Annotated in this window: 18 protein-coding genes and 1 tRNA gene; 7 read left to right on the forward strand and 12 right to left on the reverse strand. The window is 43.6% G+C overall.

The annotated features are described in order from the left end of the window. Positions 1-27 precede the first annotated feature (27 nt). The gene (gene alaS, locus ACQY3H_RS02800; protein ID WP_428074636.1) at positions 28-2628 is read right to left on the reverse strand and encodes an alanine--tRNA ligase; all 2601 of its coding nucleotides are present in this window, start codon (positions 2626-2628) and stop codon (positions 28-30) included. Between the two features lie 96 nt (positions 2629-2724). Between alaS and ACQY3H_RS02805 the strand changes: the two genes are divergently transcribed. Genes ACQY3H_RS02805 through ACQY3H_RS02815 form a run of 3 tightly spaced genes read left to right on the forward strand, consistent with a single transcriptional unit; the run spans position 2725 to position 4461 of the window. Beyond that, positions 2725-3078: a hypothetical protein gene (locus ACQY3H_RS02805; protein WP_428074638.1), complete on the forward strand. Its 354-nt coding sequence runs from the start codon at positions 2725-2727 to the stop codon at positions 3076-3078. Next, complete coding sequence (locus tag ACQY3H_RS02810; protein WP_428074640.1) at positions 3075-3953, forward strand: diacylglycerol/lipid kinase family protein; 879 nt, start codon at positions 3075-3077, stop codon at positions 3951-3953. Before ACQY3H_RS02805 ends, ACQY3H_RS02810 begins: the two co-directional genes overlap by 4 nt. 1 nt (position 3954) lies before the next feature. Continuing rightward, on the forward strand, positions 3955-4461 hold the full coding sequence (locus ACQY3H_RS02815) for a thermonuclease family protein (RefSeq protein WP_428074642.1): 507 nt from the start codon (positions 3955-3957) through the stop codon (positions 4459-4461). Between the two features lie 79 nt (positions 4462-4540). Here the strand turns inward: ACQY3H_RS02815 and ACQY3H_RS02820 are convergent, their stop codons facing one another. The 5 genes from ACQY3H_RS02820 to dnaE all read right to left on the reverse strand — a co-directional run bounded on the left by ACQY3H_RS02820 (position 4541) and on the right by dnaE (position 14440). Next, positions 4541-7681 carry an efflux RND transporter permease subunit gene (locus tag ACQY3H_RS02820; protein ID WP_428074644.1) on the reverse strand — a complete coding sequence of 1047 codons (3141 nt, stop codon included), beginning with the start codon at positions 7679-7681 and terminating at the stop codon, positions 4541-4543. After that, complete coding sequence (locus tag ACQY3H_RS02825; protein ID WP_428074647.1) at positions 7682-8860, reverse strand: efflux RND transporter periplasmic adaptor subunit; 1179 nt, start codon at positions 8858-8860, stop codon at positions 7682-7684. It abuts the gene before it with no gap. 5 nt (positions 8861-8865) lie between these two features. Beyond that, on the reverse strand, positions 8866-10197 hold the full coding sequence (locus ACQY3H_RS02830) for a TolC family protein (RefSeq protein ID WP_428074649.1): 1332 nt from the start codon (positions 10195-10197) through the stop codon (positions 8866-8868). Next, positions 10194-10844 carry a TetR/AcrR family transcriptional regulator gene (locus ACQY3H_RS02835; RefSeq protein WP_428074651.1) on the reverse strand — a complete coding sequence of 217 codons (651 nt, stop codon included), beginning with the start codon at positions 10842-10844 and terminating at the stop codon, positions 10194-10196. Before ACQY3H_RS02835 ends, ACQY3H_RS02830 begins: the two co-directional genes overlap by 4 nt. Before the next feature lie 104 nt (positions 10845-10948). Continuing rightward, on the reverse strand, positions 10949-14440 hold the full coding sequence (dnaE, locus tag ACQY3H_RS02840; protein ID WP_428074653.1) for a DNA polymerase III subunit alpha: 3492 nt from the start codon (positions 14438-14440) through the stop codon (positions 10949-10951). A 65-nt stretch (positions 14441-14505) separates the two neighbouring features. Between dnaE and ACQY3H_RS02845 the strand changes: the two genes are divergently transcribed. Both ACQY3H_RS02845 and ACQY3H_RS02850 read left to right on the forward strand, forming a co-directional pair. Beyond that, a complete protein-coding gene (locus tag ACQY3H_RS02845) occupies positions 14506-15048 on the forward strand; it encodes an NUDIX domain-containing protein (protein WP_428074655.1) in 543 nt (180 codons plus the stop codon). Between the two features lie 3 nt (positions 15049-15051). Further along, complete coding sequence (locus ACQY3H_RS02850) at positions 15052-15999, forward strand: NAD-dependent epimerase/dehydratase family protein (RefSeq protein WP_428074657.1); 948 nt, start codon at positions 15052-15054, stop codon at positions 15997-15999. Here ACQY3H_RS02850 and ACQY3H_RS02855 read toward each other — a convergent pair. Then, a complete protein-coding gene (locus tag ACQY3H_RS02855) occupies positions 15984-16514 on the reverse strand; it encodes a type IV pilin protein (protein WP_428074659.1) in 531 nt (176 codons plus the stop codon). The two genes, ACQY3H_RS02850 and ACQY3H_RS02855, sit on opposite strands and share 16 nt — an antisense overlap. A 215-nt stretch (positions 16515-16729) precedes the next feature. On the opposite strand from ACQY3H_RS02855, the gene ACQY3H_RS02860 reads away from it, so the two are divergent. Together ACQY3H_RS02860 and ACQY3H_RS02865 are read left to right on the forward strand one after the other, a co-directional pair. Continuing rightward, positions 16730-17830 carry a linear amide C-N hydrolase gene (locus ACQY3H_RS02860; RefSeq protein WP_428074661.1) on the forward strand — a complete coding sequence of 367 codons (1101 nt, stop codon included), beginning with the start codon at positions 16730-16732 and terminating at the stop codon, positions 17828-17830. A gap of 193 nt (positions 17831-18023) precedes the next feature. After that, a tRNA-Val gene (locus ACQY3H_RS02865) sits at positions 18024-18095 on the forward strand. A 594-nt stretch (positions 18096-18689) separates the two neighbouring features. On the opposite strand, the gene ACQY3H_RS02870 is transcribed toward ACQY3H_RS02865, so the two are convergent. From ACQY3H_RS02870 to ACQY3H_RS02890, 5 genes are all read right to left on the reverse strand, one after another. Beyond that, a complete protein-coding gene (locus tag ACQY3H_RS02870) occupies positions 18690-20921 on the reverse strand; it encodes a S8 family peptidase (protein ID WP_428074663.1) in 2232 nt (743 codons plus the stop codon). Positions 20922-20923: 2 nt separating this feature from the next. Next, complete coding sequence (locus ACQY3H_RS02875) at positions 20924-21955, reverse strand: AAA family ATPase (RefSeq protein ID WP_428074665.1); 1032 nt, start codon at positions 21953-21955, stop codon at positions 20924-20926. A 260-nt stretch (positions 21956-22215) separates the two neighbouring features. Continuing rightward, positions 22216-22647, reverse strand: coding sequence for a thermonuclease family protein (locus ACQY3H_RS02880; protein ID WP_428074667.1), 432 nt, complete (start codon positions 22645-22647; stop codon positions 22216-22218). Between the two features lie 2 nt (positions 22648-22649). Further along, positions 22650-23681: a hypothetical protein gene (locus tag ACQY3H_RS02885; protein WP_428074669.1), complete on the reverse strand. Its 1032-nt coding sequence runs from the start codon at positions 23679-23681 to the stop codon at positions 22650-22652. A gap of 10 nt (positions 23682-23691) precedes the next feature. Further along, entirely contained in the window at positions 23692-24561 is an 870-nt protein-coding gene (locus ACQY3H_RS02890; protein WP_428074671.1) for a hypothetical protein, read from the reverse strand. Positions 24562-24895 lie beyond the last annotated feature (334 nt).

Genomic DNA, 24895 nt, shown 5'->3' on the forward strand with positions numbered 1-24895 from the left:
CCGTTTTTCGTTTATTAGAAATACTTGTTATTGCAAAATAGCCAATAATTTTTCCATCGGTTCTTTGGCTTCGCCGCCGCCTTGGGCAAAATCAGCACGTCCACCGGCGCGGCCATTTAAGTTTTCAGCCAATTTTTTGGCCACGGTTACGGCGTCCGTGTTGGGCAACTTGCCCGCCGTTTTAACAACAAACGCACGTTTGCCGTCTTTATCACACGTCACAATTACGAGAGCCTGTTTATGTTTCTGGGCAATCGTATCGGCAATATTACGCAGTTCCTTGGGTTGAGCATCATCAGCGTGACGCAAAACCACGGTGGTACCGTTTTTAAGCGCAAACGTCATTTCGTTGACACCGCCCGCGGCTAACGCTTTTTGACGGAAATCTTCGTATTGTTTTTTGACGTCTTTGAGTTCGTCCATAATCGCATGGACACGCACAAATACGTCTTTAGCCGGAACAACCAACCGTGCCGCCAACGTTTCGGCTTGGCGATTGACTTCTTTTAGGTAATCAAGGGCCGCCGGGCCGGCAATACCTTCAATGCGCCGCACACCCGCCGACACAGAGCCTTCTTTAAGAACTAAAACGGTAATTACTTCAGAAGTATTTTTTACATGCGTTCCGCCGCACAGTTCCAAACTGTACTTTTGGTCGGTATGTTCAAAATCGCCCCCCATCAACACGAAGCGGGCCGGATCGGCATATTTTTCACCCAAAAGGGTAACTGCGCCCAATTTTTCCGCATCGGAAAGCGGACGTGTTTGGCAGGTAACGGGCAACGCATCAGCCGCCGCCTTATTGGCAATTTGCCATACGCGGTTTAGTTCTTCGGCTTTGGGGGCTTTGGAAAGCGTATAGTCAAACCGGAAACGTTCCGGTGACACAAACGAACCGCTTTGATGCACCGTCGTGCCGAACACTTGCCGCAAGGCCGCATTGACCAAGTGAATGGCGCTGTGGTTAGCACGCAAACGGGCGCGGCGTGAAGCATCCACCGACAAGGTTACACTATCGCCTTTGTGAAGTGTTCCCGTAAATTTATGTAAGAAAATTTTACCAATCGGTTTTTGCACATCGGTAATTTGTGCCACTTCTTCGCCGTTAGAAATAATCACACCCGTATCGGCTACTTGTCCGCCGGATTCGGCATAAAAAGGCGTGGTGTCAAAAACGGCAAAACCGTCGGTTACGGTATCGGCTTGTTCAAATTGGCTGTTAAGCAATACCAACACTTTGCCGGAAGCCGTCAACCTATCATAACCCACAAAATTCGTAGCGGGGAAGGCTTGCTCTAATTTTTGCATCACAATTACTTTGCCTTTTGTAAATTCATCCGCGTATGAGCGGCTTTTTTCTTGCGCGGCTTCTTTGGCTTCTTCATAGCCTTTCTCGTCCACACTTACACCGCGCGCAGCGGCAATTTCGCGCGTAAGTTCCAACGGGAAACCATACGTTTCGTGCAAGTGGAAAGCATCCGCTCCGGAAATGGTTTTTTTACCGTTGGCTAAAATTTCGGCTAATTTTTCTTCGCCTGTAACAAGCGTTTTTAAGAAAGTGGTTTCTTCTTGTTTTAATACGTCTTGGATGTGTGATAAATTTTTATCAATTTCCGGGTATAAGCCCGCAAAGATTTTCTGTACAACGGGCACAAGCGTATAAAGATACGGCTTGTCGTTACCCATCAGTTTGGCATACCGTGCCGCGCGGCGAATCAAACGGCGCAAAATATAACCGCGCCCTTCGTTAGACGGCAAAATACCTTCGGCAATTAAGAAACTGGAACTGCGCGCGTGATCGGCAATAATGCGCAAAGCGGAATCTTCTTCTTTGGTATTACCGGAAATGTGTAAATCTTTTTTGGCTTGGTTAATAAGCGGTGTAAATAAGTCCGTGCCGAACACGTTTTTCGCATTTTGTAACGCCATACACAACCGTTCCAACCCCATGCCCGTATCAATGTTATTATGCGGTAACGGTTTTAAGGAGCCGTCCTGTTGGCGGTTATAACTTTCAAACACGATGTTCCAAATTTCCACAAAACGCCCGCAATCACACGTGATATCACAATGCGGATTTTTGCATCCTTTCTCACCGAAATCATAATAGATTTCGCTGCACGGACCACAAGGGCCGGTAGGGCCCATGGTCCAAAAGTTATCGGCTTCGCCGAGTTCAAAAATACGCTCGGCGGGGACGTATTTTTTCCACGCTTCGTAGGCTTCGGCGTCGCGCGGAGCAATACCGCCTTTATAGATACTGACGTATAATCGGTCAGCGGGCAAACCGAGCACCTGTGTTAAATATTCCCACGCCCACGCAATCGCTTCGTTTTTGAAATAATCGCCGAACGAAAAATTACCCAACATTTCAAAGAAGGTCAAGTGTCTTTCCGTAAAACCGACGCTGTCAATATCCGTCGTGCGTACGCATTTTTGGCAAGAAATGGCGTTTTTAAGCGAGTTATCAATGCCTAAAAAATTGGCCTTAAACTGCACCATCCCCGCCGAGGTAAATAAAAGTGTCGGGTCGGAGTGCGGAATAAGCGAACTGGACGGAATAGTCGGAAGTCCCTTTTGATTAAAAAACTGAAAAAAACTGTTTCTGATTTCGGTACTTGTTTTCATATATCCTTCTTTTTGGGTAAATTAACTATATATAAAGTATATCAAATAGCCGGGCTGTCCCGCCGATTTTGTTATAATAAACGGTAAGGAGAATATATGCATAAAATTTTAGGTTACTTATTTATTTGTATCGGGGTACTGGGTATTTTCTTTGCGGCAATCAGTATGTATAAGGTGTTTGTGGACCGTCAACCGGTGGCCCCGGTCGTGCAACTGACCGACATGAACGTCAACACACAATACGGCGCTCTTTCCATGCCGATGCAAAACATCAACACATTAGCCAATTTAGGGTTATTTGCACTTTTTATGATGTTTGTACTTTCCGCCGGAAGCAAACTATCTCTTATCGGCGTCAATTTGGTAAAAACGGAACGGTTGCGCGAAGCATTATTAGAGCGTGGCGAAACCGTTTCCCCGCAATTAGAACAAACCTTAAAAAAATTATGAAAATACTTTTTATCTTAAACCCGGTTAGCGGCAACCGCCCCGCCGACACCGAACATTTTGCCCGGTGCATCCAACTTAATTTCCCGGGGGCGGACATGCGTTTAACAAAATCTGCCGGGCACGCTACCGAACTCGCGCGCGAGGCCGCGGCGGCGGGTACAGATGTGGTGGTAGCCATCGGCGGAGACGGCACGATTAACGAAACCGCCCGCGGACTCGTCGGTACTAAAACGGCGCTGGCCGTTGTACCGCGAGGATCGGGCAACGGGTTTGCGCGCGAATTAGGTATGCCGCTTGAATTTGAAGAAGCCGTAATGCGCTTGCAACGCGGAACGATTTCGCCCTGCGATATCGGGCGCGCCAACGGCGAATTATTTTTGAACGTAGCCGGAGTCGGGCTGGAAGCGCAAATTGCGTGGGAATTTATGGAGCATGGTAAAAACGGCGCGCGCGGAAAATGGCCGTATTTCAAACTCGGCGCGAAAACCGTGTTTTCCTACAAACCGCCCGTATTTGATATGATTGTTGACGGCAAAAAGACGTCTGCGGCTCCGCTTACGCTGGTGTTTGCCAACGGGCGGCAATACGGCAGTAATTTCAAAATCGCCCCGCGTGCTAATTTAGGGGACGGATTATTAGATATGGTAGCCGTTAAAAATGCGCCGAAGTGGAAATTGGCACTTGCTTTGCCCGGTTTTTTTACAGACGGGTGGAGACCGTTTGGCATAACGGCTACACATCCCGTTAAAAACGTCATACTTACGCGCGAAGGGAATTTCCCGTATCATATTGACGGCGAGCCACGCCAAGCATCGGGCAAATTGGAAATTACCGTAGAAACACATGCCCTAAACGTACTATATCCGGAGAAATAATATGGCCAGACGTAAAACTTCTTCCCGCCGTAGTTCGTCCACCCAAAAGCAAGTGAAATTTTGGGCTTCGGTCATTATTGCAGTCATTTTATTTTTTATGCAACAACAAGGAAAACCGCTCACTAAAACCGGCCCGGTTACCAGCGATGAAACCTTTGAAGATGTTTCCGTAGCCTCTATTTACGACGGGGATACCTTCAAAATCAATTTGAACTGTTCGTTAGCCGTGTATTGCGAAAAAGTACCGGTGCGTGTGCGCGGAGTAGATACTCCCGAGGTAAAAGGGAAAACAGAGCGCGAGAAAAAACTTGCCCAAAAAGCCAAAGAATTTACGCAAGATTTTTTAAGTGTACGCCCCATTTCGCTTTCTAATTGCGGACGCGATAAATATTTCCGTTTATTGTGCGATGTGCAAAACGGCGAAGGGAAAGATTTAGCACGCGAACTTATCAAGCGCGACTACGGATATTCCTACCAAGGCGGCACAAAAAGTAAAAAGTATCAGTAAAAATAATAATTTGACTGTAATGAATTCAAAAAAAATCCCCGGCAATACCGGGGATTTTTATTCAGAACAAACAATCTGTTTATTTCTGCTCGGCAGCGGCAGCAGCGGCCTTTCGGGCGGCGACCCGTTCTTTATGGTGGGCAAACTTTTCTACGTATGTTTGCACCAACAGGTAAAATAACGGAATCAAGCACAACCCGACAAGCGTACCAATCAGCATTCCGTAAAATACCGGCACGCCTAACGCGCGGCGGCTGGCGGCACCCGCACCGGTAGCAATTACCATGGGGAGCATACCTAAAATAAAGGTAAATGCCGTCATCAGCACCGGGCGGAACCGTTGGGTTAAACCGTCCATCGCGGATAAGAAGATAGAAGTGCCGTGTTCGTGTTCGTCTTTGGCGAACTCCACAATTAAAATAGCGTTTTTGGCGGCAAGACCGACCAGCAACACCAACCCCAATTGTGCATAAATACTCATGGGAAGTCCGCTAATCCACAAGCCGAACAATCCGCCCCCTACGGCCGCTACTACTGACATGAGCACCGGTATCGGGATGGTCCAACTTTCATATTGCGCCACCAAGAATAAATACGCAAACAGAACCGCTAATATAATAAGCGTATTGATTTGTCCTTTGTTCTGTTTTTCCTGATAACTCATCCCCGTCCATTCATACGCATAGCCGGGCGGTAAGTTTTTCATAATGCGTTCGGTGGCTTCCATAGCCTCTCCGGTACTCGTTGTAACGGCGGGTACCATAATGGTAGCAGCCGGATATTGGTTATAGCGCGAAATTTGACGCGGCGACAAAATGTTTTTCATATCCACCAGCGCCATTAACGGCACGAGTTCACCCGTGGCACTGGTAACATACATTTTGTTAATATCTTCGGGCGTCATACGATATTTACTGTCCGACTGCATAATTACTTTATTGATTTGCGTTCCGAAGTTCACATCGCCTACATAAGACGAACCCAAGTAGTTTTCCAAAATACCGAAGATACTGGAAACAGGCACTTTCATGGCTTCGGCCTTCGTACGGTTGACTTCCAAATACAAGTTGGGCGTATCTGCGCGGAACGTAGGATAGGCAATTTGCATAGACGGATCCGCCATCATTTGCCCGCTCATCATATAAGATACATTGGCAAGTTTTTGATAGTCAAAGTCATTCAATGTTTGCAAACGCAAATCCAATCCGCCCGAGGTGCCTAGCCCCGGAATAGACGGCAATTCAATGGCACGTACCGTAGCATCGGCAATAGCACTAAACCGTTGGGTAAATTGTTGGGCAATACTGCTTTGCAACAAATCTTTTGATTTGCGGGTATTCCACGGTTTTAACGCCACGAAAGCCACACCGACGTTCTCCCCCGCTCCGCCCATCAAACTGAACCCGAGCACGTTTGTAACGTGTTTAACACCGGGCGTTTTTTTGATATCTTCCACGATTTGTTTCATGACATTTTGCGTACGTGCAAAGGTGGCCCCTTCCGGCAGTTGCACGTCCACCAGCACGATACCTTGGTCTTCTATCGGAATAAAAGACGTTTGTGCAAAGTTCAAAAACGCAAAATCTAACAACACAAACCCGACAAATAAGGCCAAAATAACTATTTTGCGGGCCAGGCGGCGCACCAATTTACGGTATCCGCGGGCCCCTTGAAGTACAATTACGTTAAACCAACGGAGTACGAAAATTTTAGTTTCCGCAATCGGTCGCAACATGGTAGAACAAATGGCCGGCGAAAGCGATAAGGCGTTTAAGGTAGAAAAACATACCGCCACCGAAATCGTTACCGCAAACTGCGTATAGATTTTCCCGGTGATACCGCCCATAAATGTAATCGGTACGAAAATGGCTAGCAACACCAACGTAGTGGCAATTAACGCGCCGGATAATTCTTCCATGGCTTGTGTAGTGGCTTGTGCCGGGGTTTTATTTTCCCGGTTCATTAACACAATCACACGTTCTACCACACAAATAGCATCGTCCACCACGAGCCCGATAGCAAGTACCAAGGCAAACAACGTGAACATGTTGATAGAGTAGCCCAAGCCCATCATCACTGCAAATGTGCCGAGTAACGAAACGGGAATCGTGGCCGCAGGAACAAGCGTAGCGCGCCAGTCCTGCAAAAACACGTAACACACGATAACCACGAGAATAAACGTAATCAGCAGCGTGAACAACACTTCTTCTACGGAAGCGTTAATAAAGTCCGTTGTATCCACCGAAAATTCATACGTAAGCCCGGGCGGGAAAAACGCTTCCAAACGTTTTAATTCGGCGCGAACTTCTTTAACGGTTTGTAAGGCGTTAGCACCGGAAGACAAGTTAAGCATAATCGGCACAGACGGGTTACCGTCAAAGGAAGCCGCAAAACTATAACTTTCCTGTCCTTCTTCCACTTTGGCAATTTCATTCAAATGGACCAGCCCGCCTTGTTCATCGGTGCGGACAATAATGTTGCCAAATTCTTCGGCCGAGTTTAAGCGCCCCTGCGTTTGCAACGCATACACCGTTAGCACCGAACCGTCGTTTGGACGTGCCCCGATTTTACCCAAAGACGGCTGATAGTTTTGGCTGGCGATAGCCGATTTAACGTTTGCCGCCGAAATGTTCATAGCGGCCATTTTGTCGGAATCTAACCACACGCGCATACTTTTGGCAGCACCGAATACGCGCGCTTCACCTACCCCGGTAATACGGCTTAAGTTCTTTTGAACGTTGTTATTTAAGTAATCACTAATATCCAACGTGCTCATTTTGCCGCTGGGATCACTAAACGACACGAGCCCTAAAATATTAGACGAACGGCGGAATACGCTCAACCCTTGCGCCGTCACCGCGGGCGGCAAAAGCGGCGTGGCTTGCGAAACGCGGTTCTGTACTTTTACTTGCGCGATATCGGGATCTACCCCGGTTTTGAACGTAACCGTAAGCATATACGAACCGTCGGCAGAGTCAGAGGACATGTAGAGCATGTCTTCCACCCCGTTTACGCTAGACTCCAGCGGAATACCTACCGTCTTAGCAATAACTTCGGCGCTGGCCCCGGGATACACGGCACGCACCACCACTTCGGGCGGTGTAATTTCCGGATACAACGCCACCGGTAACGATTTAAGTGCGATAATACCGGCTAAACACAAAATGAGCGAAATGACGATAGCAAAACGCGGACGTTTAATAAAAAATTTAGCAAACATCTATTTCTCCTCAGCGTCTTGAACGGATTGTGTTTCCGGTTGCGGGACTTCCCCTACCGTACTCACGTTGACTTTCAACCCGTTTTGTAATTTTTGCTGGCCCACCGGAACCACACGGTCGCCATCTTCCAAACCGGATACCACAATATATTGTCCGTTCACCACGTCACCCAAGGTAATATACTTTTGAACCACTACATTGTCATTATTGACCGTCATAACAAATTGACCGCTGGCATCTTGGGAAACCGCCGTTTGCGGAATTAAAATGACAGGACGTAATTTATCCATACTGACCGTAGCATTAACGTAGTTGCCGGGAATCAACTTATTATCTTTATTATCCGTTTCGGCATACACAGCCACCGTAGCGGTTTGCGCATTGATTTCGTTATCGGCAAATATTTTGGCTTGCGGCATTTCAATCGTTTGACCGTTAGGCAAGGCAATTTGAATATCGGGGCGTTGGTGTGCAAGTTGATCCATACCCGACAAGCGTTCCTTATCCGTAATGGAAAACACCACACGGATCGGATCCATCTGAATGACACGGGCCAATTTATCTACTCCGGCAGTTGCCAAATTCCCTTTTGTTTTTAAGGCTTTACCGATATAACCGCTAATCGGAGAGCGCACTTCGGTATATTGCAAATCTAATTTAGCCAAATCCAAACTGGCTTGTGCCGCTTTGACGTTGGCTTTAGCCGTAGAGAGATTACTTTCGGCCACTTCCAAATCGGCCTTAGAAAGCATTTCATCGTCAAAGAGCGATTTTTCACGATTGTAGTTACTTTGAATTTGTTTCAAACTGGCTTTGGCTTTTTCTAACGTGGCTTCCGCAGCCGATACGGCGGCTTGGTAGCGCGATTGATCAATCACAAAAAGCACGTCGCCTTCTTGCACAAACGAACCGTCTTCAAAAAGAACTTTATCAATATAGCCCGACACTTGCGGCGTTACATCGGATGCGTTAATGGCTTCTACGCGGGCAATAAAAGTTTTTCCCAAGGCAACGGGCTGTTTGTTGACCGTTTTTACAATCACACTGGCCGCGCCACCCGCTCCGTGCATACCTGCCGGCGCGCTAAAAAACCGCGCTTTTACAAAAAACCCAATCATTGCCCCTGCGAGCAAGACGAGTACATATTTTCCATATCGTTTTACTTGTTGTTTATTCATAATTATTATTCCCCAATACTTCTATATAAATTGGCCTTGCTTAAGAGCAGGCTGTAAAAAGCCGTAATTTTATTTTGGCGGGCATCGGCCAGTTGCGCAACCGCGGAAAGCAAATTCAAAATATCCGTCTTGCCCACTTCGTAATAACGAAAAGCAACGCGATGGTTTTCTTCGGCACTTTCCAATACCGTTTTACTGATTTCGTAAGAGCGTTCGGCTGTCTTGTAATTTTGATACGCGCTCCACACTTCGTTTTCCACTTGGCGTTTGACATTTTCCGTTTGGTTTTGGGACTGCTTATATAAGTAAGACGCTTGTTCGGCAGCGTACATGTTGGCAAATCCGGAGAAAATCGGCCATTGAAGCACTAATCCGGCCGCATTATTAGTAGCATAAAGCGAATGATGTTTCCAGTTATCGCCCAGAGCGGCACTGGCGGCCACTCTTAAGGAAGGAAGCATATGCGCGCGGGCCGCCGTCAAATTGGCCTTGGCGGCTTCCTGCGTATTTTGCTGGGCTAAGAGTTCGGGACGTTTTTCAAGGGCTTGCGTCATGAGTTCTTGCACGTTATCGTTTGCGATTTCAGTATCTTGATCGTTAAAAGTAGGTTGCACCAAACTGATCGGCGTATCCGGATGCAAGTTAATAAGCACGGCTAACTCACCACTATATTGTTTGACGCGGTTTTCCTGTTGTACTACCGCCAATAGCGATTGTTCGTAACGGGTTTTGGCTTGCAATTTATCACTTAGCGACACCATGCCCAATTTGTAGCGTTTTTGGGCTTCTTCATACGATTGTTTATAGGTATCTAAACTGGCTTTGGCACTTACCAAAGATTCTTGCGCGGCCAATAAATTCAAATACGCTGTCTGCACCGACAAAAGCAAATTATGCACCGCGGCGTTATATTGCGCTTCGGCAGCGCGGGTATATAAACGGATACTGCGCGTATTGGCTTCGCGCCCGCCGAAATTAAAAAGCAACCACGAGGCTTCCACCTTGCCTTGTATCGGCTCGTCCTGCATATAATTTCCGCCTTCTATTTTATCGCCGGTAATTTGCCCGACACCCGTTAATGTAACCGCCGGCAAATACTCCGCACGCGACGTACCGAGTGAGGCTTCTTGCGCTTTCACATTCATATATTGTGAAGCCAACGCCGGATTTGTACAAAGACTGATTTGAATCAGGTCTTCCAAATTCAAACTCTGCGTAGTAATATCTTTATCCACGCACCCTTGCGGCGGACGTACTTGATACGCGCCCATGGGATCAAATGCCCACGCCGGTAGCATCAGCGCTCCGAACGCAACTAATAATACATATTTTTTCATTTCTTTTTTATTCCTTTTTGATACGAACTTAAAATAGCTTCTGTATGACGCCATACAATATCTTTAATTTGCTCACGCAGTTGCGGGGAAATGTGTTTCACCCCCAACCGGTATAAAATACCCAAGCGGTGACATTCCGATAACATCACTTGCCCGAAAATACTGTGGGCCACCACCATTAACTCCGGTGATTTGGCGGGCAGACCGGTTAATTTTTCAAGCAACTGATAAGGGAGTTCCTGATACGGTGCCAAATACGACAAAAGCATTTTGCGCATCGGGGCCGACTCCAATTCCACCCGCGTAAAAATACGCTCCAACGGTAAATTATGGTTACTTAGGCCACACTCCAACAAATAATCTAACATGTGCCGCAACAGTTGCAACGCTTGTTCGTGCGAATAGGCCGCAATATCTCCGGCGGTGGGCAACGGTTTTTTTGTCCCCCACGATTGGCGGCGGTGTTCTTCCGCCAAAAACTGTAAAGTTTCTTTATACAGTTTGCGTTTGTCGCCGAAATAATAATGGATGGCCGACACGTTGACCCGTGCCGCGTGCACAATATCACGCACCGACGTGCCGGAAAACCCCTTTTGGGCAAACAGACGCGTAGCGGTGCGTAGAATTTTTTGGCGTGTATCCTTCATTACATAAATTATATAAAAATAAAGGTATAAATTCAAACAAACGTTTGAATTTATACCTTTATGTGGTCATTGTAAAGCAAGAACCCCGAAGAATCAAATCCCGCTTATTTGAACGTCCACGCATTGCCCCACGCGTTTTCTATATACTCAAGGAGTCCCTTGTGCAATTGAATCCGCTTATTGGTGCGTATACGGTGAATTTTGGCCGGATCCTCTTTGGAAGGAACTTCCAAAAACACTTCCGTCGCGCCGCGTGTCATATCTAAATATGCTTTGAGTTTTTGCAGTTGCTCTTTGGTGTAATTCGCGGGCAAACGAACGGTAAATTCTTTGGCGATATTACTGATTAAATCGGTAACTTGCCCGACATTTTGCAAATTTAATTCTACGCGCGCGCTGTCTTCTTCCACGTCAATATCACCCAGAAAACTGAAAATTGCGTTAGGAGACAACAACGCCCCGATTTGCTCATACTTGCGCGGGAACACATTAACAGCCAGCGACCCGGTGCAATCTTCTATGACCAGTTGTGCCCAATCTTTTTTCGTCTTTTTATTCTGCCGCCGTTTATATAGCGTAATAATACCCAATACAGTCAACCGCCCCGAGGCGCGCCCTTCCAAAATATCAATAATCGGCGTAGCATGCAGTTGGGCTAAATGTTCTTGGTATTTTTCCAACGGATGGCCGCTGAAGAACAACCCCAATACTTCTTTTTCATATCCTAAAAGTTCCCCACGCGTAAGCGGCGCAAACTTTATTTCGTCTTTTTTTACACTAACAATTGCATCCAACTCGTCACCGAACAAACTAGCCGTTTCCTGTTGGCGTTCGCGTGCCATGCGGTGAGCGGTATCAACAATTTGTTCCAGATTGGCTAGGCCGTATGCACGGGTAATACGCGGGTCCTGCCCCGGTGCGGTAGAATCTACCACGCCCGCTTTAATAAAACTTTCCAACGTTTTCTTATTGACGCAGTCAGCCAGTTTCGGACGTTTGAAAATATCTTCTATGGAAGTGAACGGCCCGTTGGTTTTGCGCTCTTTCACAATTTCCGCGCACGCTTCTTCTCCGGCGTTTTTAATAGCATTAAGCGCATAACGGATGCACTCCTTACCGTCTTTTTCTTCTACGGAAAAATCGGGCTCGGACGCATTCACATCCGGCGGCAAAATTTCAAACCCTAATTTGCGCGCCTCGGCTAAATAAGTAACGATTTTATTTTCTTTATCATCCGCCCCGATAGCGTTGTGGCCGATTTCGTTGGTCAGCGCGGCACACATAAATTCAATCGGATAATTGGCTTTTAGATAGGCCGTTTGATACGATACGAGCGCATACGCAAACGAGTGTGATTTGTTAAACCCATATCCTGCAAAGGCTTTCATCTGTTCGTAAATATGCGAAGCGGTTTTTTCGGGGATTTTATGCGCTTTGCACCCTTCCACAAATTTATGGCCGAACTTTTCCATTACATCTAATTTCTTTTTCCCCATGGCTTTGCGCAGCGTATCGGCTTCGCCGGGGGTAAAACCGCCCAACCGTTTGGAAATTTCCATAATCTGCTCTTGATAAAGCATGCAGCCGTAGGTATCTTTAAGCGGTTCTTCCAAAAGCGGTGTTTCATAGACGATTTTTTCCTGTTTGTTACGCCGGCGTACAAACATATCCATCATACCCGATTCCATGGGCCCGGGGCGGTATAACGCCACCAACGCGGATAAATCGCTAAATTGCGCGGGTTGCATCTTTTTGATTAAATCGCGCATGCCGCCGCCTTCTAACTGGAAGATACCCAACGTCTGACAAGCACAGAGCATATCGTACGTTTTTTTATCGTCCAACGGGATCTTGTTAATGTCAAAATCGGGATTATGGCGGGCACGAATCATTTTTTCGGCATGATCAATTACCGTCAAGGTGCGAAGACCCAAAAAGTCCATTTTAAGTAGCCCTAAATTAGAGCAGGGTTCCCCTTCAAATTGAGTGGTAATTACATCTTTGGCTCCGCGTGCCAAAGGTACATATTCCGACACGGCATCTTTCGTAATCAACACCCCGGCCGCGTGAATACCCGTATGGCGTTTTAACCCTTCAATTTTGCGGGCCATATCAAACAGTTTTTTGCTTTGCGGGTTTTTGTCCAATTCGGTGCGAAGTTCGTTAATTTCCAACGCTTTTTCCAACGTCATTTTCGGGTCGTTGGGAATCATTTTAGCAATACGGTTGGCATCGGCAAGCGGTACTTCCATCACGCGGGCCACATCTTTGATAGCCAATTTGGCTTTCATCGTTCCGAACGTAATAATTTGCGACACTTTGTCATGCCCGTATTTTTCGCGTACATAATCTATCACGCGCTCGCGCCCGGCGTCGGACATATCAATATCCAAATCGGGCATGCTGACACGATCCGGATTCAAAAAGCGTTCAAAAAGCAGTTTGTTTTTGATAGGATCAATACGCGTAATATCCATACTGTACGCCACCAACGAGCCCGCACCCGAACCGCGGCCCGGGCCTATCGGGATGTCATGCGCGCGCGCCCAGTTGATAAAGTCTTGCACAATCAGAAAATAACAGTCAAACCCCATTTTGATAATGACATCAAATTCAAATTCCAACTGTTTCCAATACGCTTCGGGCACATGACCGTCCATTTTTTTAGTTAAACCCTTGCGACATAAATCTTTGAAATACTCTTGCGAGTTCGGGTACTGCGGCGGAATATCAAATTTCGGCAAAATAAACCCGTGTTTGGGAAATTCCAAATTGCATTTTTCCGCAATAACCAACGTATTTTTACAGGCTTCGGGCGTGTGGGAAAATAAGGTACACATTTCATCGGGCGACTTGAAATATAACTCGTGCGACATTTTCATGCGGGTTTCGTCTTTGAGCGTTTTGCCGGTAGCAATACAGACATGAATATCGTGGGCTTCCCAATCTTCTTTTTTCTCGTAGTGGCAATCATTCGTGGCTACCAGCGGAATACCGGTGCGTTTGGCTACGTCTTTAAGCAGCGGCAAGGCTTCAATTTCCTCGCGGATACCGTGGTCCATCAGTTCAATGTAATAATTGCCTTTACCGAAAATGCTTTCATATTGTGTGGCTAATGCACAGGCTTTTTCAAAGCCGCCTTCCTGACGGACATATTGCGACAAATACCCTTTCAAACAGCCCGACATACATAATAACCCTTTACTATGTTGGGCCAAAATTTCACTATCAATACGCGGATGATAATAAAACCCGTCCACCCAAGCCATGGAATTAAGTTTCATTAAATTCAGGTAGCCGTCGTAATCGCGTGCGAGCAGAGTTAAATGTCCGACAGATTTATTTTTCTCTTTGTAATTTCCATCCGTAATGTAAAATTCGCACCCGATAATAGGTTTAATGCCGGCGGCTTTGGCCGATGAATAGAAATCAAGCACCCCGTACAGGTTGCCATGGTCGGTAATAGCCATGGCGGGAATGCCCTGCCGGGCTAAACCTTGTAAAAATTTAGAGGGTTTATGATCTTCCGATACGCGCAGCATACCGTCCAACAGCGAATATTCGGTGTGGTTGTGAAGTTGAACAAATTCAGCCATATAATCTCCTACAGTTACGGGCCCGACTTTAGACGGGAGAGAACAAAAAAAGGTAAAATGTATGTATGAAACATTATAGCAGATTAAAAGAAACAAAGATTTCTTCCCAAACGCTCTATAAAGGCGTATTGGATGTTAAGTTAGATGAGATTAAATTGCCTAATGGCAAAACCGGCACCCGCATTTATCTAAAGCACCGCGGGGCAAGCGGTATTTTACCGGTGCAAGACGGGTGTGTGTATTTAGTGGAACAATTCCGCTACCCTATTGGGCAATCCACCTTGGAAATTCCCGCCGGCAAACGCGAACCGGGCCAAACTTTTCTCACTTGCGCCCGTGCCGAGTTAAAGCAAGAAACCGGACTTTCGGCCCGCTCCTTGAAAGAGATTCTGACATTTCACCCTTGCAACGCTTTTTCCGATGAAGTGCAACATTTGTACGTAGCCACCGGGCTTTCGCGCGGGAAAACCGATTTGGACGAAGATGAATTTATCAACGTCAAAAAAATCCCACTTAAAAAGGCTTATACCATGATTAAAAGCGGAAAAATTACAGACGCTAAAACGATTCTGTCTTTGCAGTGGTATAAGATGAATCATAAAGAGTAAAATATGCCGCAAGCAAAATCACACTGGTTAATTACGGGCGGAGCCGGTTTTATCGGTTCCCATTTGGCACAGGCCTTGGTTGCTCAAGGCCAACAAGTGACCATCGTGGATAATTTAACCAGCGGGAATTTGCATAATTTAGAACCGTTTCGGGATAAAATTTCTTTTATACAAGCAGATATCTGCGATTTATCCGCGTTAGTCAAAGCCTTTGCCACAGTAGATTACGTACTTCATCATGCCGCATTTATTTCGGTAGCCGAATCTATGGCCAAACCGCAAGAGACCGCCCGCATTAACGTTTTGGGCACGCAAACCGTATTGGAAGCCGCCCGCCAATGCGGGGTAAAACGGGTTGTATTTGCTTCATCCGCCGCGGTCTATGGCACCCTGCCGGGATTTCCGTATAAGGAAACTTCCCCCACCGATTATCAATCGCCCTATGCTTGGAGCAAACAAGCGGGCACGGAACTTTGCCAACTTTATACAAAATCGTTCGGATTGGAAACGGTCATCTTGCGCTATTTTAATGTGTACGGCCCGCGGCAAAACCCCAATGCCGTATATGCTGCTGTCGTTGCCAAATTTATGCAACTGGCCGCCGCCAATCAACCGCTCGGTATAGATTGGGACGGAAAACAAAGCCGCGATTTTATCAACGTGGCCGATATTGTACAGGCCAATTTGTTGGCCGTTCAGAAAGGCGTGCCGGGAGAAATTTATAACGTAGCATCCGGCCAAACCTATACGCTGTTGGAACTTGCCGATACGATAGAAAAAATTTCCGGACGTAAATTAGCCCGCGTATCACGCCCTAAACGCCCCGGAGACGTCCATGAATCTTCCGCCAATATTGATAAGATCCGCGCGTTAGGCTTCAACCCGAAAATCACCTTGGAAACGGGCCTGCGCGAAATGTGGCAAACCGAAAAAAGTTACTCTACAAAATAACAATTATAATGGACATTAGGGTTAAACCAATCGCGTGTGGTTTTATGCGCCAACGAACGGCACACCTCATCCGCAATTGCATCTTGCTTACCGCAACAACTGATTGTACCGAGGCCATACTCGGAACTGACCGCATGATTTAATGTTTTTTGTACGTAAAAATCATCCGCAAATTTTCCGCAAGCCACATAATGGGAACCGATAATAATACACTCCATTCCGTCGGGATAAAAGGCCGCCGGAATAGCCGAAGTGGTAAAATTGACACTGTTTTTGATTTCGGCTCCGCTTGTAATATCTATATCTATATCACGCAAATCATTCGGGTAGGTGCCATTGGCCATGTAATATATTTCCGCACCGTCATGCAAGGCCTTAACATGTACCAGCATCTGTACGATCCGGCTTTTCGTCACCGCTTTTCGGTACTGCGGCAAGGCCACCGCCGCCAAAATGCCGATAATAAGTACAACCACTAATAGTTCAATAAGCGTAAATGCGTGATTGTTTTTCATAAAAATTCTCCTTAAATTGCATTATTTAATAAAAGTTTAACAAAAAAAAAAACAAAGTCAAGTAAAATAATTCTACCCATCAGATTTTTGTGCAATAGATAAGAAGTAATTCAAAAACATATTGATGTGCGATACATATTAAATAACCCTTTTTACGGGGGTTGTTTTGGCGTGAAATATAGTCTAATGGAAGTATCTTAATTAGGAGAATGCACATGAAAAAAATAAGTTATAAAATACTGCTTGCCGTACTTACGGCAGGACTTTTCCATACACCGGCGGCTAACGCTTGTACCGGTATTGCCATCCACGCGCAAGACGGCACGCAGTTGTTTGCGCGCACCATTGAGTGGAAAGGCGGCAACTTAAACAGCAAACTCATCATCATGCCGCGCGGCCATAAAAATACCGCTTTAACTCCGGCAGGGGAAAACGGCAAAACATGGCACAACAAATATGGGGCTGTCGGTGCGAGTACGGTTGAACCGCGCTTTGTAACCGAAGGCGTGAACGAAAAAGGACTTAATGTGGGTATTTTTTACTTCTCGCATTACGGCAGTTTAACACCTTACAAACCTTCGCATGCCAAAAAATCAGTCAGCGACGGGGAACTGACACGTTACCTACTCACCAATTTTGCTACGGTAGATGAAGTGTTAGCCGGTCTGCCCAAAATTGAAATTATCCCCATCGGCAAAGCCGATGCCGAAGGGCACTACGCCACCGGGCATTGGCGCATCAGCGACGCTTCCGGGCGCAGTATTGTATTGGAAATCACCGACCGCGGCGAACGCCATTTCTATGAAAATAATTTGGGGGTATTTACCAACTCGCCCGATTTCCCGTGGCACCAATCTAACTTAAACAATTACATTCATCTTTCCGGCGGCGAAACACCGGATAAAGTGATGGGTAACGTGCGTTTGTTTTCGCTTGGCGGCGGCACGAATTTAACGGGGCTCCCCGGCGATTTAACACCGCCTTCGCGTTTGGTGCGGGCATTTTTCTTCTTGCACAGTGCTCCCAAACCAAAAGACACTTATGCTGCCGTCACACAGGCTTTTCATATCTTGAATAATTTTGACTTGCCTATCGGCGCGGAATATGCCCCGGGGCAAACGATTCCCGATATGCCCAGTGCTACCCAATGGACGGCTGTATCCGACGTTACACACCCGGCCTTTTATTACCGCACGATGTATAATTGTGCCATACGCAAAGTGGACTTAACGAAAATTGATTTTGATAAAGTTCCTTATACGGTAGCGGATATGGACGAAGTGCCGCAAGAAACATTTCACGAGCGGACGTTCTAGAGATATCCCCGGGCCAACCCCGGGGATTTTTTACAGACACCCAATAAGGGATAACTTTTCTTATTAAGTTAGATTTTGTATAATAAGAATAGATTTAAGCCCAGTTGGCGCAGCGCTTGTAACATAAAGTTCGTTCCCGTTTTCGGGAACGCGCCAACGAGAAAAATAATTTGAGTAGTAGAAACTATTTCAAGCCCAGTTGGCGCAGCGGTAGCGCGTTCCCTTGACATGGGAAAGGTCACAGGTTCAATCCCTGTACTGGGCATTTTTTATAATCCTCGTTTCCCGACGAGGATTTCTTATTTTATACCCATTTAACCACTTTTCCGATCAGCAGCCCAAAAGGGCCGCTTTTTGCAGTTTTTTGCGCGTTTTTGCAGCTTTATTGTCAATATTCTGGCAATGCGTCGTACAATACAAATGTAGCTTTTTAGCTATCCTGGTTTGGCAATTTGTAAAAATCATCTCGTCTAAGCTGGCAAGTCCGCGCGGGAAAGGTGAAGAAACAATCCTATAAAAATAATTAAATAAAAACTTGAAAACCTAGCGGCATATATGCTACAAAATGATTATCGGGATGCTATTTTGTAGATAAAACCGCTAGGCTTCTAGCAAAACTATTTGTAAAATAGCTTTGCCGTTTTAAGGGCTTAAATTATCCGTTAATTTAAGCTCTTTTTGTTTTTACCCAGAAATGAAAAATTTGTGATCTTTTGGGAAAAATCGTTTTTCCATTTCGGATAATGTGGCGACAGAATACTTCTGTCATTTGGCTTGTATCCATTTTCTCACCTCCTTCTTAAGTTGTACTACCTTAAATCTTTGAGAAAGATGGATACTCTTATGTATTAGACACTAATTAGTCGTCAAATACCACCTCCTGTTCTGCACGATTATAAATTTCAACTTGATTATTAACATCTATATGATTCACAAGCCAACCTTTCAACTGACAGTTTTGAATAAAGTCTTCTATCTTATTTTCTCCCTTAATATGTTTTAGGGAAATGATTATACCGAAATGAAGATCCCATTCGTATCCATTATCCAAGCGTTCGTTTCTTTTTAAACTAAGGCCCCAAAGGCCTGTTTGATAGGCTTTTTTACCTTGGTTCCTTCCGGTAGCGATTTCTCGAATATGTTTTATATTATTCCATTTACGAAAGTATTTCCTAGCATCAGCTTCTAACACATGGTGGCCTGGTACGGTTTGATAATTATTATCAATTGGTTTAATTCCCCCATCTATTCGTCCGAATTGAATATCCAATTCTGTATTAGTATAATCTACCCCCTGATTACGCGAACATGAAGGAAAGTAACACAAGGTAGCTTTTGTAATAAATGGATGCTTCCCTTGGTAAGAAGGTACCGGGATATTATATGTATACGTATTATATTTTTTCGAATTCCCCGCTAACATAAAACGAATTTCATCATCACTGCTATGGATGATCTGATTGATATCAATAGGGACGATTCCATAACCAATAAAATTTGATATATCCATCGGCTGAGCATCCCAATTAGTTGCTGAATGTATAAGTAGAGCCTTGGCCAATTCACGGTTTAGTCCTACCACATCTATTAAATAACATAGTTTCCTAGCAATCCAAGGAGCCGCAAAAGATGTCCCACAAACAACCGATTCCCCTGTTGGTGTACACACTCTAATCAATCGATCCCCTTCTCCTCCATAATAGCTAATATCGGGTTTTTTAAAAAAAGATAATACTGGACCTTGGCGACTATACGAAGCTGGATGGTTTTGAAAATCAACAGAATTGACTACAAGTGAATTTATCGAATCAGCGGGAGCTCCCAACCTAGATACGTTGGGCTCATCGTCCGTTTTATTGGTGCCGGCAACAACAAAAATAACATTATTCTTATACTGAATCTCATCCAGAATAGCTGCTTCGGGCGAAATAGAATTCGGGCTGACTTCCATTTTAGAGCCCAGTGACAAATTCCATACTTTTATATCTCTGTTTTTTGTTACGATCTCTTGAATTGCACGTAAAATAGAAAAAGAACTAAATCGTTTGCCAGTAGCTACCCCAAAATGTCTAACTCTAAATCTTCCACAATTATCATTTAGTTGAGGATTAAAAGCAGGGCCATCCACAATAATAGAAGATACGGCAGTTCCATGGCTAAAATCTTCCGGATTTCTAGAAATATTTGGATTTACCATATCGTAATATTCAACCCACTCGGAAAAATAAACTCTTTTATCGAACAAAGTGTCAATTACCCCAATAGTTGGTTCTTTATCAGGTGAAGGGATGGTGATAGATGAAGATTTTTGAGATAAAAAAGTCTCCTTTGTGATGTCATTTAAATCACTTACTGCCATGGAAATTAAAAAAGGCGCTTTCTGATGTAAAATAGATAATTCATCAGGTGTTAGCAAAATGGTGGTCTCATTCAGAATACGATCTTCCAAAATTGGAATCCCAATCCTATTTAATAAGTCCTTTGTATTTACATTTGTATTATACAGCGTGATAATTGATCTGTGTTGAAAAGAAGACGTATCGGTCAAAACATCAAATTTTTCTACATAATAACAATCCGCTATGGCCTTTACAAAACAACTTTTTGAAATGTTTGCTTGTTTAAAAGGTAAGAGTAAGTTGTTGTTATTGATAGCATCAATTTGAGCATTTGTAATACTGCCATTACTAAAGCAGGGAAGCGTTAATAAAGTAATACACTTTTGCAATGTAGTAATTGAATGTTCAAGCACATTTAGAGTTACTCGATGTGTAATGATATGTTTTTTTTGAGAATCACCATAAAATCGCGCCCCTACTATTGACAGATTCGGAGATTTTGACGACTCTGAAAGCAACTGATGGACACGGTTACTCTTAGCAGCAAGTTTAATGTAATATACGCTAATTAATGCCCCTTGAATTATATGTTGTCTCTGTATCCAATACGAGCGCAAACGCTGTAAATCAGCCAACAATTGCCGGACTTTACTCACTTCTACTATTTGATTGGCGGGAATATTGGTAGGACCAACCGCTTGAGTGCGCGAAGATTGATTAAATGTTCCTTTTAAATATAATACGTTATTCACAACTATATCCCCTTTAATTCCCGAGAAACAGAGCTTTTCGAAACGCCTGTTAATATTTCTATTTCTCGCAGCGTAAAACCTTGAGCTTGCAAATCCTTTAAGGATGTTTGTTTATTTATTGAAAAGTACAATTTTCTTAAATAATCAAATTCATCTTCAGGGGAACTGAAGGCTAAAGATGTGCGAATTAAATTCCGTAATTCTCCGGGATATGGAATCGGTTTCATACTTTTGATTATTTTCCTAAATAAATGGATATTGCGACCCGCAAATTTAAATTTTGCGAGAAATTTGTTTAAAATAGAATCAGCTATTAACGAAAGATCCTCTTGCGAATAATTACTAAAATCAATAACGGAATCAAATCTTCTAATCAAAGCCTTATCAAATGATTTATATAGATTGGTAGTTGCAATAAGAACCAATTTATCATTAAGCTCATCCAATCCTTTAAAAACGGCAGATGTTGCTCTGCCCATTTCTCTTAGATCATTTTGGTTGACTCGATCCATAGCAATAGAATCTATTTCGTCCATTAAAATAATAGCTTCTTCCGGTTGAGGAATATTAGCTAATTCATCAAACATTAAGGCAATATTCTTAGCAGTTTGCCCAAGTCTACTATCTATAATGATGTCAAAATTAACAACAAATAATTTACGATTTAAAATGCGAGCAATCTGTTTGGCAGTTTCCGTTTTGCCTGTTCCCGGAGCTCCCACAAATAAAAATTTATTGACTCCTACATTGTGCTCTATAGCATTCAATACCCCAATAATTTGGTCTTTGATTGCATCAGGCAAAGGCAATGAATCTGTTTGAACATTTACCGACTTAATGAATTTAAAATTTGTTACATTAATCTGTGGAGAAAAAGTATTTACATCAGCAAGTAATGCCATAATATATTCTGATAACTGGGCATCATTATTTTGATCGAAATATCGAGCTATTTCATAAGCTTCATTTCGAAATGCAGAATCGTTTTTTTCCACATGGTATTTAATGAGATTCAATATGTTTTTCTTTTTCATAATCCAGTCCTTTTTGATAGTATAACTAATTGGGACAAAAAAGTCAAGTAATGGACAAAAATTATATAAAACTTATAAGCGGCTCTTCGTTGCAGTTGATGAGATGACCTATATAGTAGAGATGCACGCGGCGAAGGTATACTGCAAAAATATAGGACTTTTCCGCTGGTTTGGAGGTAGATATTAAAACTTGGACATATAAAAACCACACCAGATCGCCCAGTATGGTTTTATATAGTGGAGATGAAAAATTCTTTTTCCTATTCTTTTGTGCCACCATCATACGGGATGGCATGGCCCGCTTTAATCAGTTCTTCACCTAAACTTTGGCCGTTGACTTTGACATCACATAACAAACGGAAGTATTTATCACGACCGCAGTTTCGCAGCAGTATTTTACCGCTTTTGAGAAAGGTTTTAGTAAATGTTTTAGCTTGCTTGGCTAGTGCTTTTGTTTCTGCAGAACCGCCTTTGATTTCCGGACAATCCACTCCGCGTACACGAATAGGAATAGTTTTGCAAAATACCCCATATTTGCACGCTAAATGTACGCGGAAGGTGTCGCCATCATATACAGATGCCAATTCTACTCTGTTAAAGTTTTGATTAAGATCGCTCCCTTGAGCCAAAACATCAACCGAATAAAACAAAATAGCAATATATAAAACATACAGTATTATTCTTTTACTCATGACTATTTTACAACTGTAAATAGTTGCTGCATGTTCTTTTCAAGTGTCTTTTCATCTATAGTTGAAGTGTCTTTAACTGTTGGATAAAAATAAAAATTTTGAACAATTTTCCTATACGGAGAAGTGTCTACTATTTTAAAAGCATAGATGGTTTTGTTAACTTTCAGGACCGTACTATATGTCTTTGTACCAGTTAACAATACTGGGATATTATCCAAAAGAGCCGAATCTACGAATTGACGGCTTGTAGATACAAAAATTAATTTATCGCTATATCCATTCCGCAGTCGGGCCAAAACACCCCCAGGAATAGTCTGAAACACTTCCAATCCGTTTAAGTAATATAAATAGTGCTGAACAGGGTCTTCGGCGACTCCGCTCATATAGGGAATTAACAGATTATCCCCATCTATATAGAACCCGGCCTTTCTATAAAATTCCTTCTTTTCCAAGCCGTAAGCATAATCGTAAATATTATCTGCCAAAGCATCAACCAATTTATAGTTTTTTACTAACTTTTTATACTCTTCCTGCTCGACGAAACTATCACATATGTCAGAATCTTTGGGCCATCCGGTCAAGCCATAGTCTGGCTTCTTTTCGCCGACTCTCATTTCTTGATAATTTCCACGTTTTTGTATAGCCTCCACAAAAGTTTTCATAGTATCAGCATATGTGCTGACGTCATTAAATAATAGCGCAAGTAAAACAGGATTACTTTTCTGCACATTGCTCTTCAAAATCATCTTTGAGCTACCCTCTGTTTTTAATCTGTTAATAAAAGAGTCGTAGCTGCTATTTTCCAATGTTTTGTATATATCTTCAAATGCCGCCCCCGCTTCACTAAAATAAGCTTCTTTAAACTGATGAAAAGATTTCGGACATTCTTTAACTTTATACTCTTGTATTCTTTTTTCGTTATACCCGTTGGGATCTATCATAGCATGCCCTAGTCTTTTTCCACCTTCCGCAATTTTAGACATTGTATTGCATCCGACTAATAATAATGGTAATAATAAAATCAATGTTCTCATTTTTCATCTCCTAAAATAATTCAGCTTGATTTGCGATTTCGATACTAACATCCTTACAAGTTTTTTCTACACTTCGGGAACCCATACACCATACAGCAAGATAATCTTTAGATCTGTAAATAAAAATATCAACAGAAATTCCTCCGTCCTCCGTCTTTTTGGGTTTTCCAATCACCATCTCAGTAGCACCTACTTTTAAGATCTCTTTCGAATTCTTTTTAGCTAGGTTGCGACTTTGTTCCGACATATAAAATGCCATTGTATCTTCATCTCCACTACAAGAATTTTTGCGTAGCATTATAGAATCATTTTTTAAGCTATAAAACAGCGTATCTTCTTTGCATTTTACAAGTGATTTCAGGGTTGCATTAGTGGGTTTGAGCTCCCAACCTTGAAGAGTGGTTAGAATCGGCTCTTTTTTAGTGACAGAAGCAGAACCCTTCTTTTCAATATCTTCCCTCCCTAAAATTGCATGAGAAATTAAACCTATAACAAATACACATAAAATAATCTTACCGGGACCCCATTTTTTTGAGTTTTGTGCTACTGGATTGGCATCTTGGCAATCCTTTTTTTGTTCCTCTGATACGGAAGCAGATTGAGATGGTTTATTCTCTTCTGCCCGGTTAGCGTGAAATTCTGATAACAACTTCTTTCCTATAGCCGTATCTGTAGGGATCATTGTGTTTTGTTGTTTGCATTTGGGGCAGCAATTGCCTACCGCCGCAAATACCCTCCAAATACTATATATAATCGCTACAGGTAATAAAAAACCAGTACCTATACCCAATAGCCATAGGCCTATTTCCAGTCCCCCACTACCTGGCTTAATTTTGACTGGTGTGGCAACTTCACCACAGTTTTTACAAATTTGCTGCATATTTCCCTCCTAATTCCTGTTACTCCAACAAAAAAGCGGCGATATCGGTTAAGAGCGATTTCAGGTAACCCTTAACAAATAATCGCCGCCTGACCCAATCTCTGTAAAGAGGGATGGGTAAGACAGGGCGACTATCTGTTGACCTGAAATCTGCTCGGAAAGAATATGGAATCCTTCCTCTGCTCGGTGTGGTCTTCCTCCACACTTCAACAAATAATCTTCACAAATTGTATGTACTAGCTATTTTAATTCGCTTCTAACTCCTTTGATCTGGATACACTGCCTATTTTCATTGTACTACATTATGTGAAGTTCATTACAGGCTTTATGCTTG

It is taken from the genome of Candidatus Avelusimicrobium luingense (genome assembly GCF_902757105.1).
Taxonomy (GTDB): Bacteria; Elusimicrobiota; Elusimicrobia; order Elusimicrobiales; family Elusimicrobiaceae; genus Avelusimicrobium; species Avelusimicrobium luingense.

Coding starts and splice junctions, on each gene's coding strand:
- ACQY3H_RS02820 (WP_428074644.1), bottom strand. CDS start 7,681: ATGTTTGCTAAATTTTTTATTAAACGTCCGCGTTTTGCTATCGTCATT.
- ACQY3H_RS02875 (WP_428074665.1), bottom strand. CDS start 21,955: ATGAAAAAGAAAAACATATTGAATCTCATTAAATACCATGTGGAAAAA.
- ACQY3H_RS02815 (WP_428074642.1), top strand. CDS start 3,955: ATGGCCAGACGTAAAACTTCTTCCCGCCGTAGTTCGTCCACCCAAAAG.
- ACQY3H_RS02850 (WP_428074657.1), top strand. CDS start 15,052: ATGCCGCAAGCAAAATCACACTGGTTAATTACGGGCGGAGCCGGTTTT.
- ACQY3H_RS02805 (WP_428074638.1), top strand. CDS start 2,725: ATGCATAAAATTTTAGGTTACTTATTTATTTGTATCGGGGTACTGGGT.
- ACQY3H_RS02835 (WP_428074651.1), bottom strand. CDS start 10,844: ATGAAGGATACACGCCAAAAAATTCTACGCACCGCTACGCGTCTGTTT.
- ACQY3H_RS02885 (WP_428074669.1), bottom strand. CDS start 23,681: ATGAGAACATTGATTTTATTATTACCATTATTATTAGTCGGATGCAAT.
- dnaE (WP_428074653.1), bottom strand. CDS start 14,440: ATGGCTGAATTTGTTCAACTTCACAACCACACCGAATATTCGCTGTTG.
- ACQY3H_RS02830 (WP_428074649.1), bottom strand. CDS start 10,197: ATGAAAAAATATGTATTATTAGTTGCGTTCGGAGCGCTGATGCTACCG.
- ACQY3H_RS02855 (WP_428074659.1), bottom strand. CDS start 16,514: ATGAAAAACAATCACGCATTTACGCTTATTGAACTATTAGTGGTTGTA.
- ACQY3H_RS02860 (WP_428074661.1), top strand. CDS start 16,730: ATGAAAAAAATAAGTTATAAAATACTGCTTGCCGTACTTACGGCAGGA.
- ACQY3H_RS02890 (WP_428074671.1), bottom strand. CDS start 24,561: ATGCAGCAAATTTGTAAAAACTGTGGTGAAGTTGCCACACCAGTCAAA.
- ACQY3H_RS02845 (WP_428074655.1), top strand. CDS start 14,506: ATGAAACATTATAGCAGATTAAAAGAAACAAAGATTTCTTCCCAAACG.
- ACQY3H_RS02825 (WP_428074647.1), bottom strand. CDS start 8,860: ATGAATAAACAACAAGTAAAACGATATGGAAAATATGTACTCGTCTTG.
- ACQY3H_RS02880 (WP_428074667.1), bottom strand. CDS start 22,647: ATGAGTAAAAGAATAATACTGTATGTTTTATATATTGCTATTTTGTTT.
- alaS (WP_428074636.1), bottom strand. CDS start 2,628: ATGAAAACAAGTACCGAAATCAGAAACAGTTTTTTTCAGTTTTTTAAT.
- ACQY3H_RS02810 (WP_428074640.1), top strand. CDS start 3,075: ATGAAAATACTTTTTATCTTAAACCCGGTTAGCGGCAACCGCCCCGCC.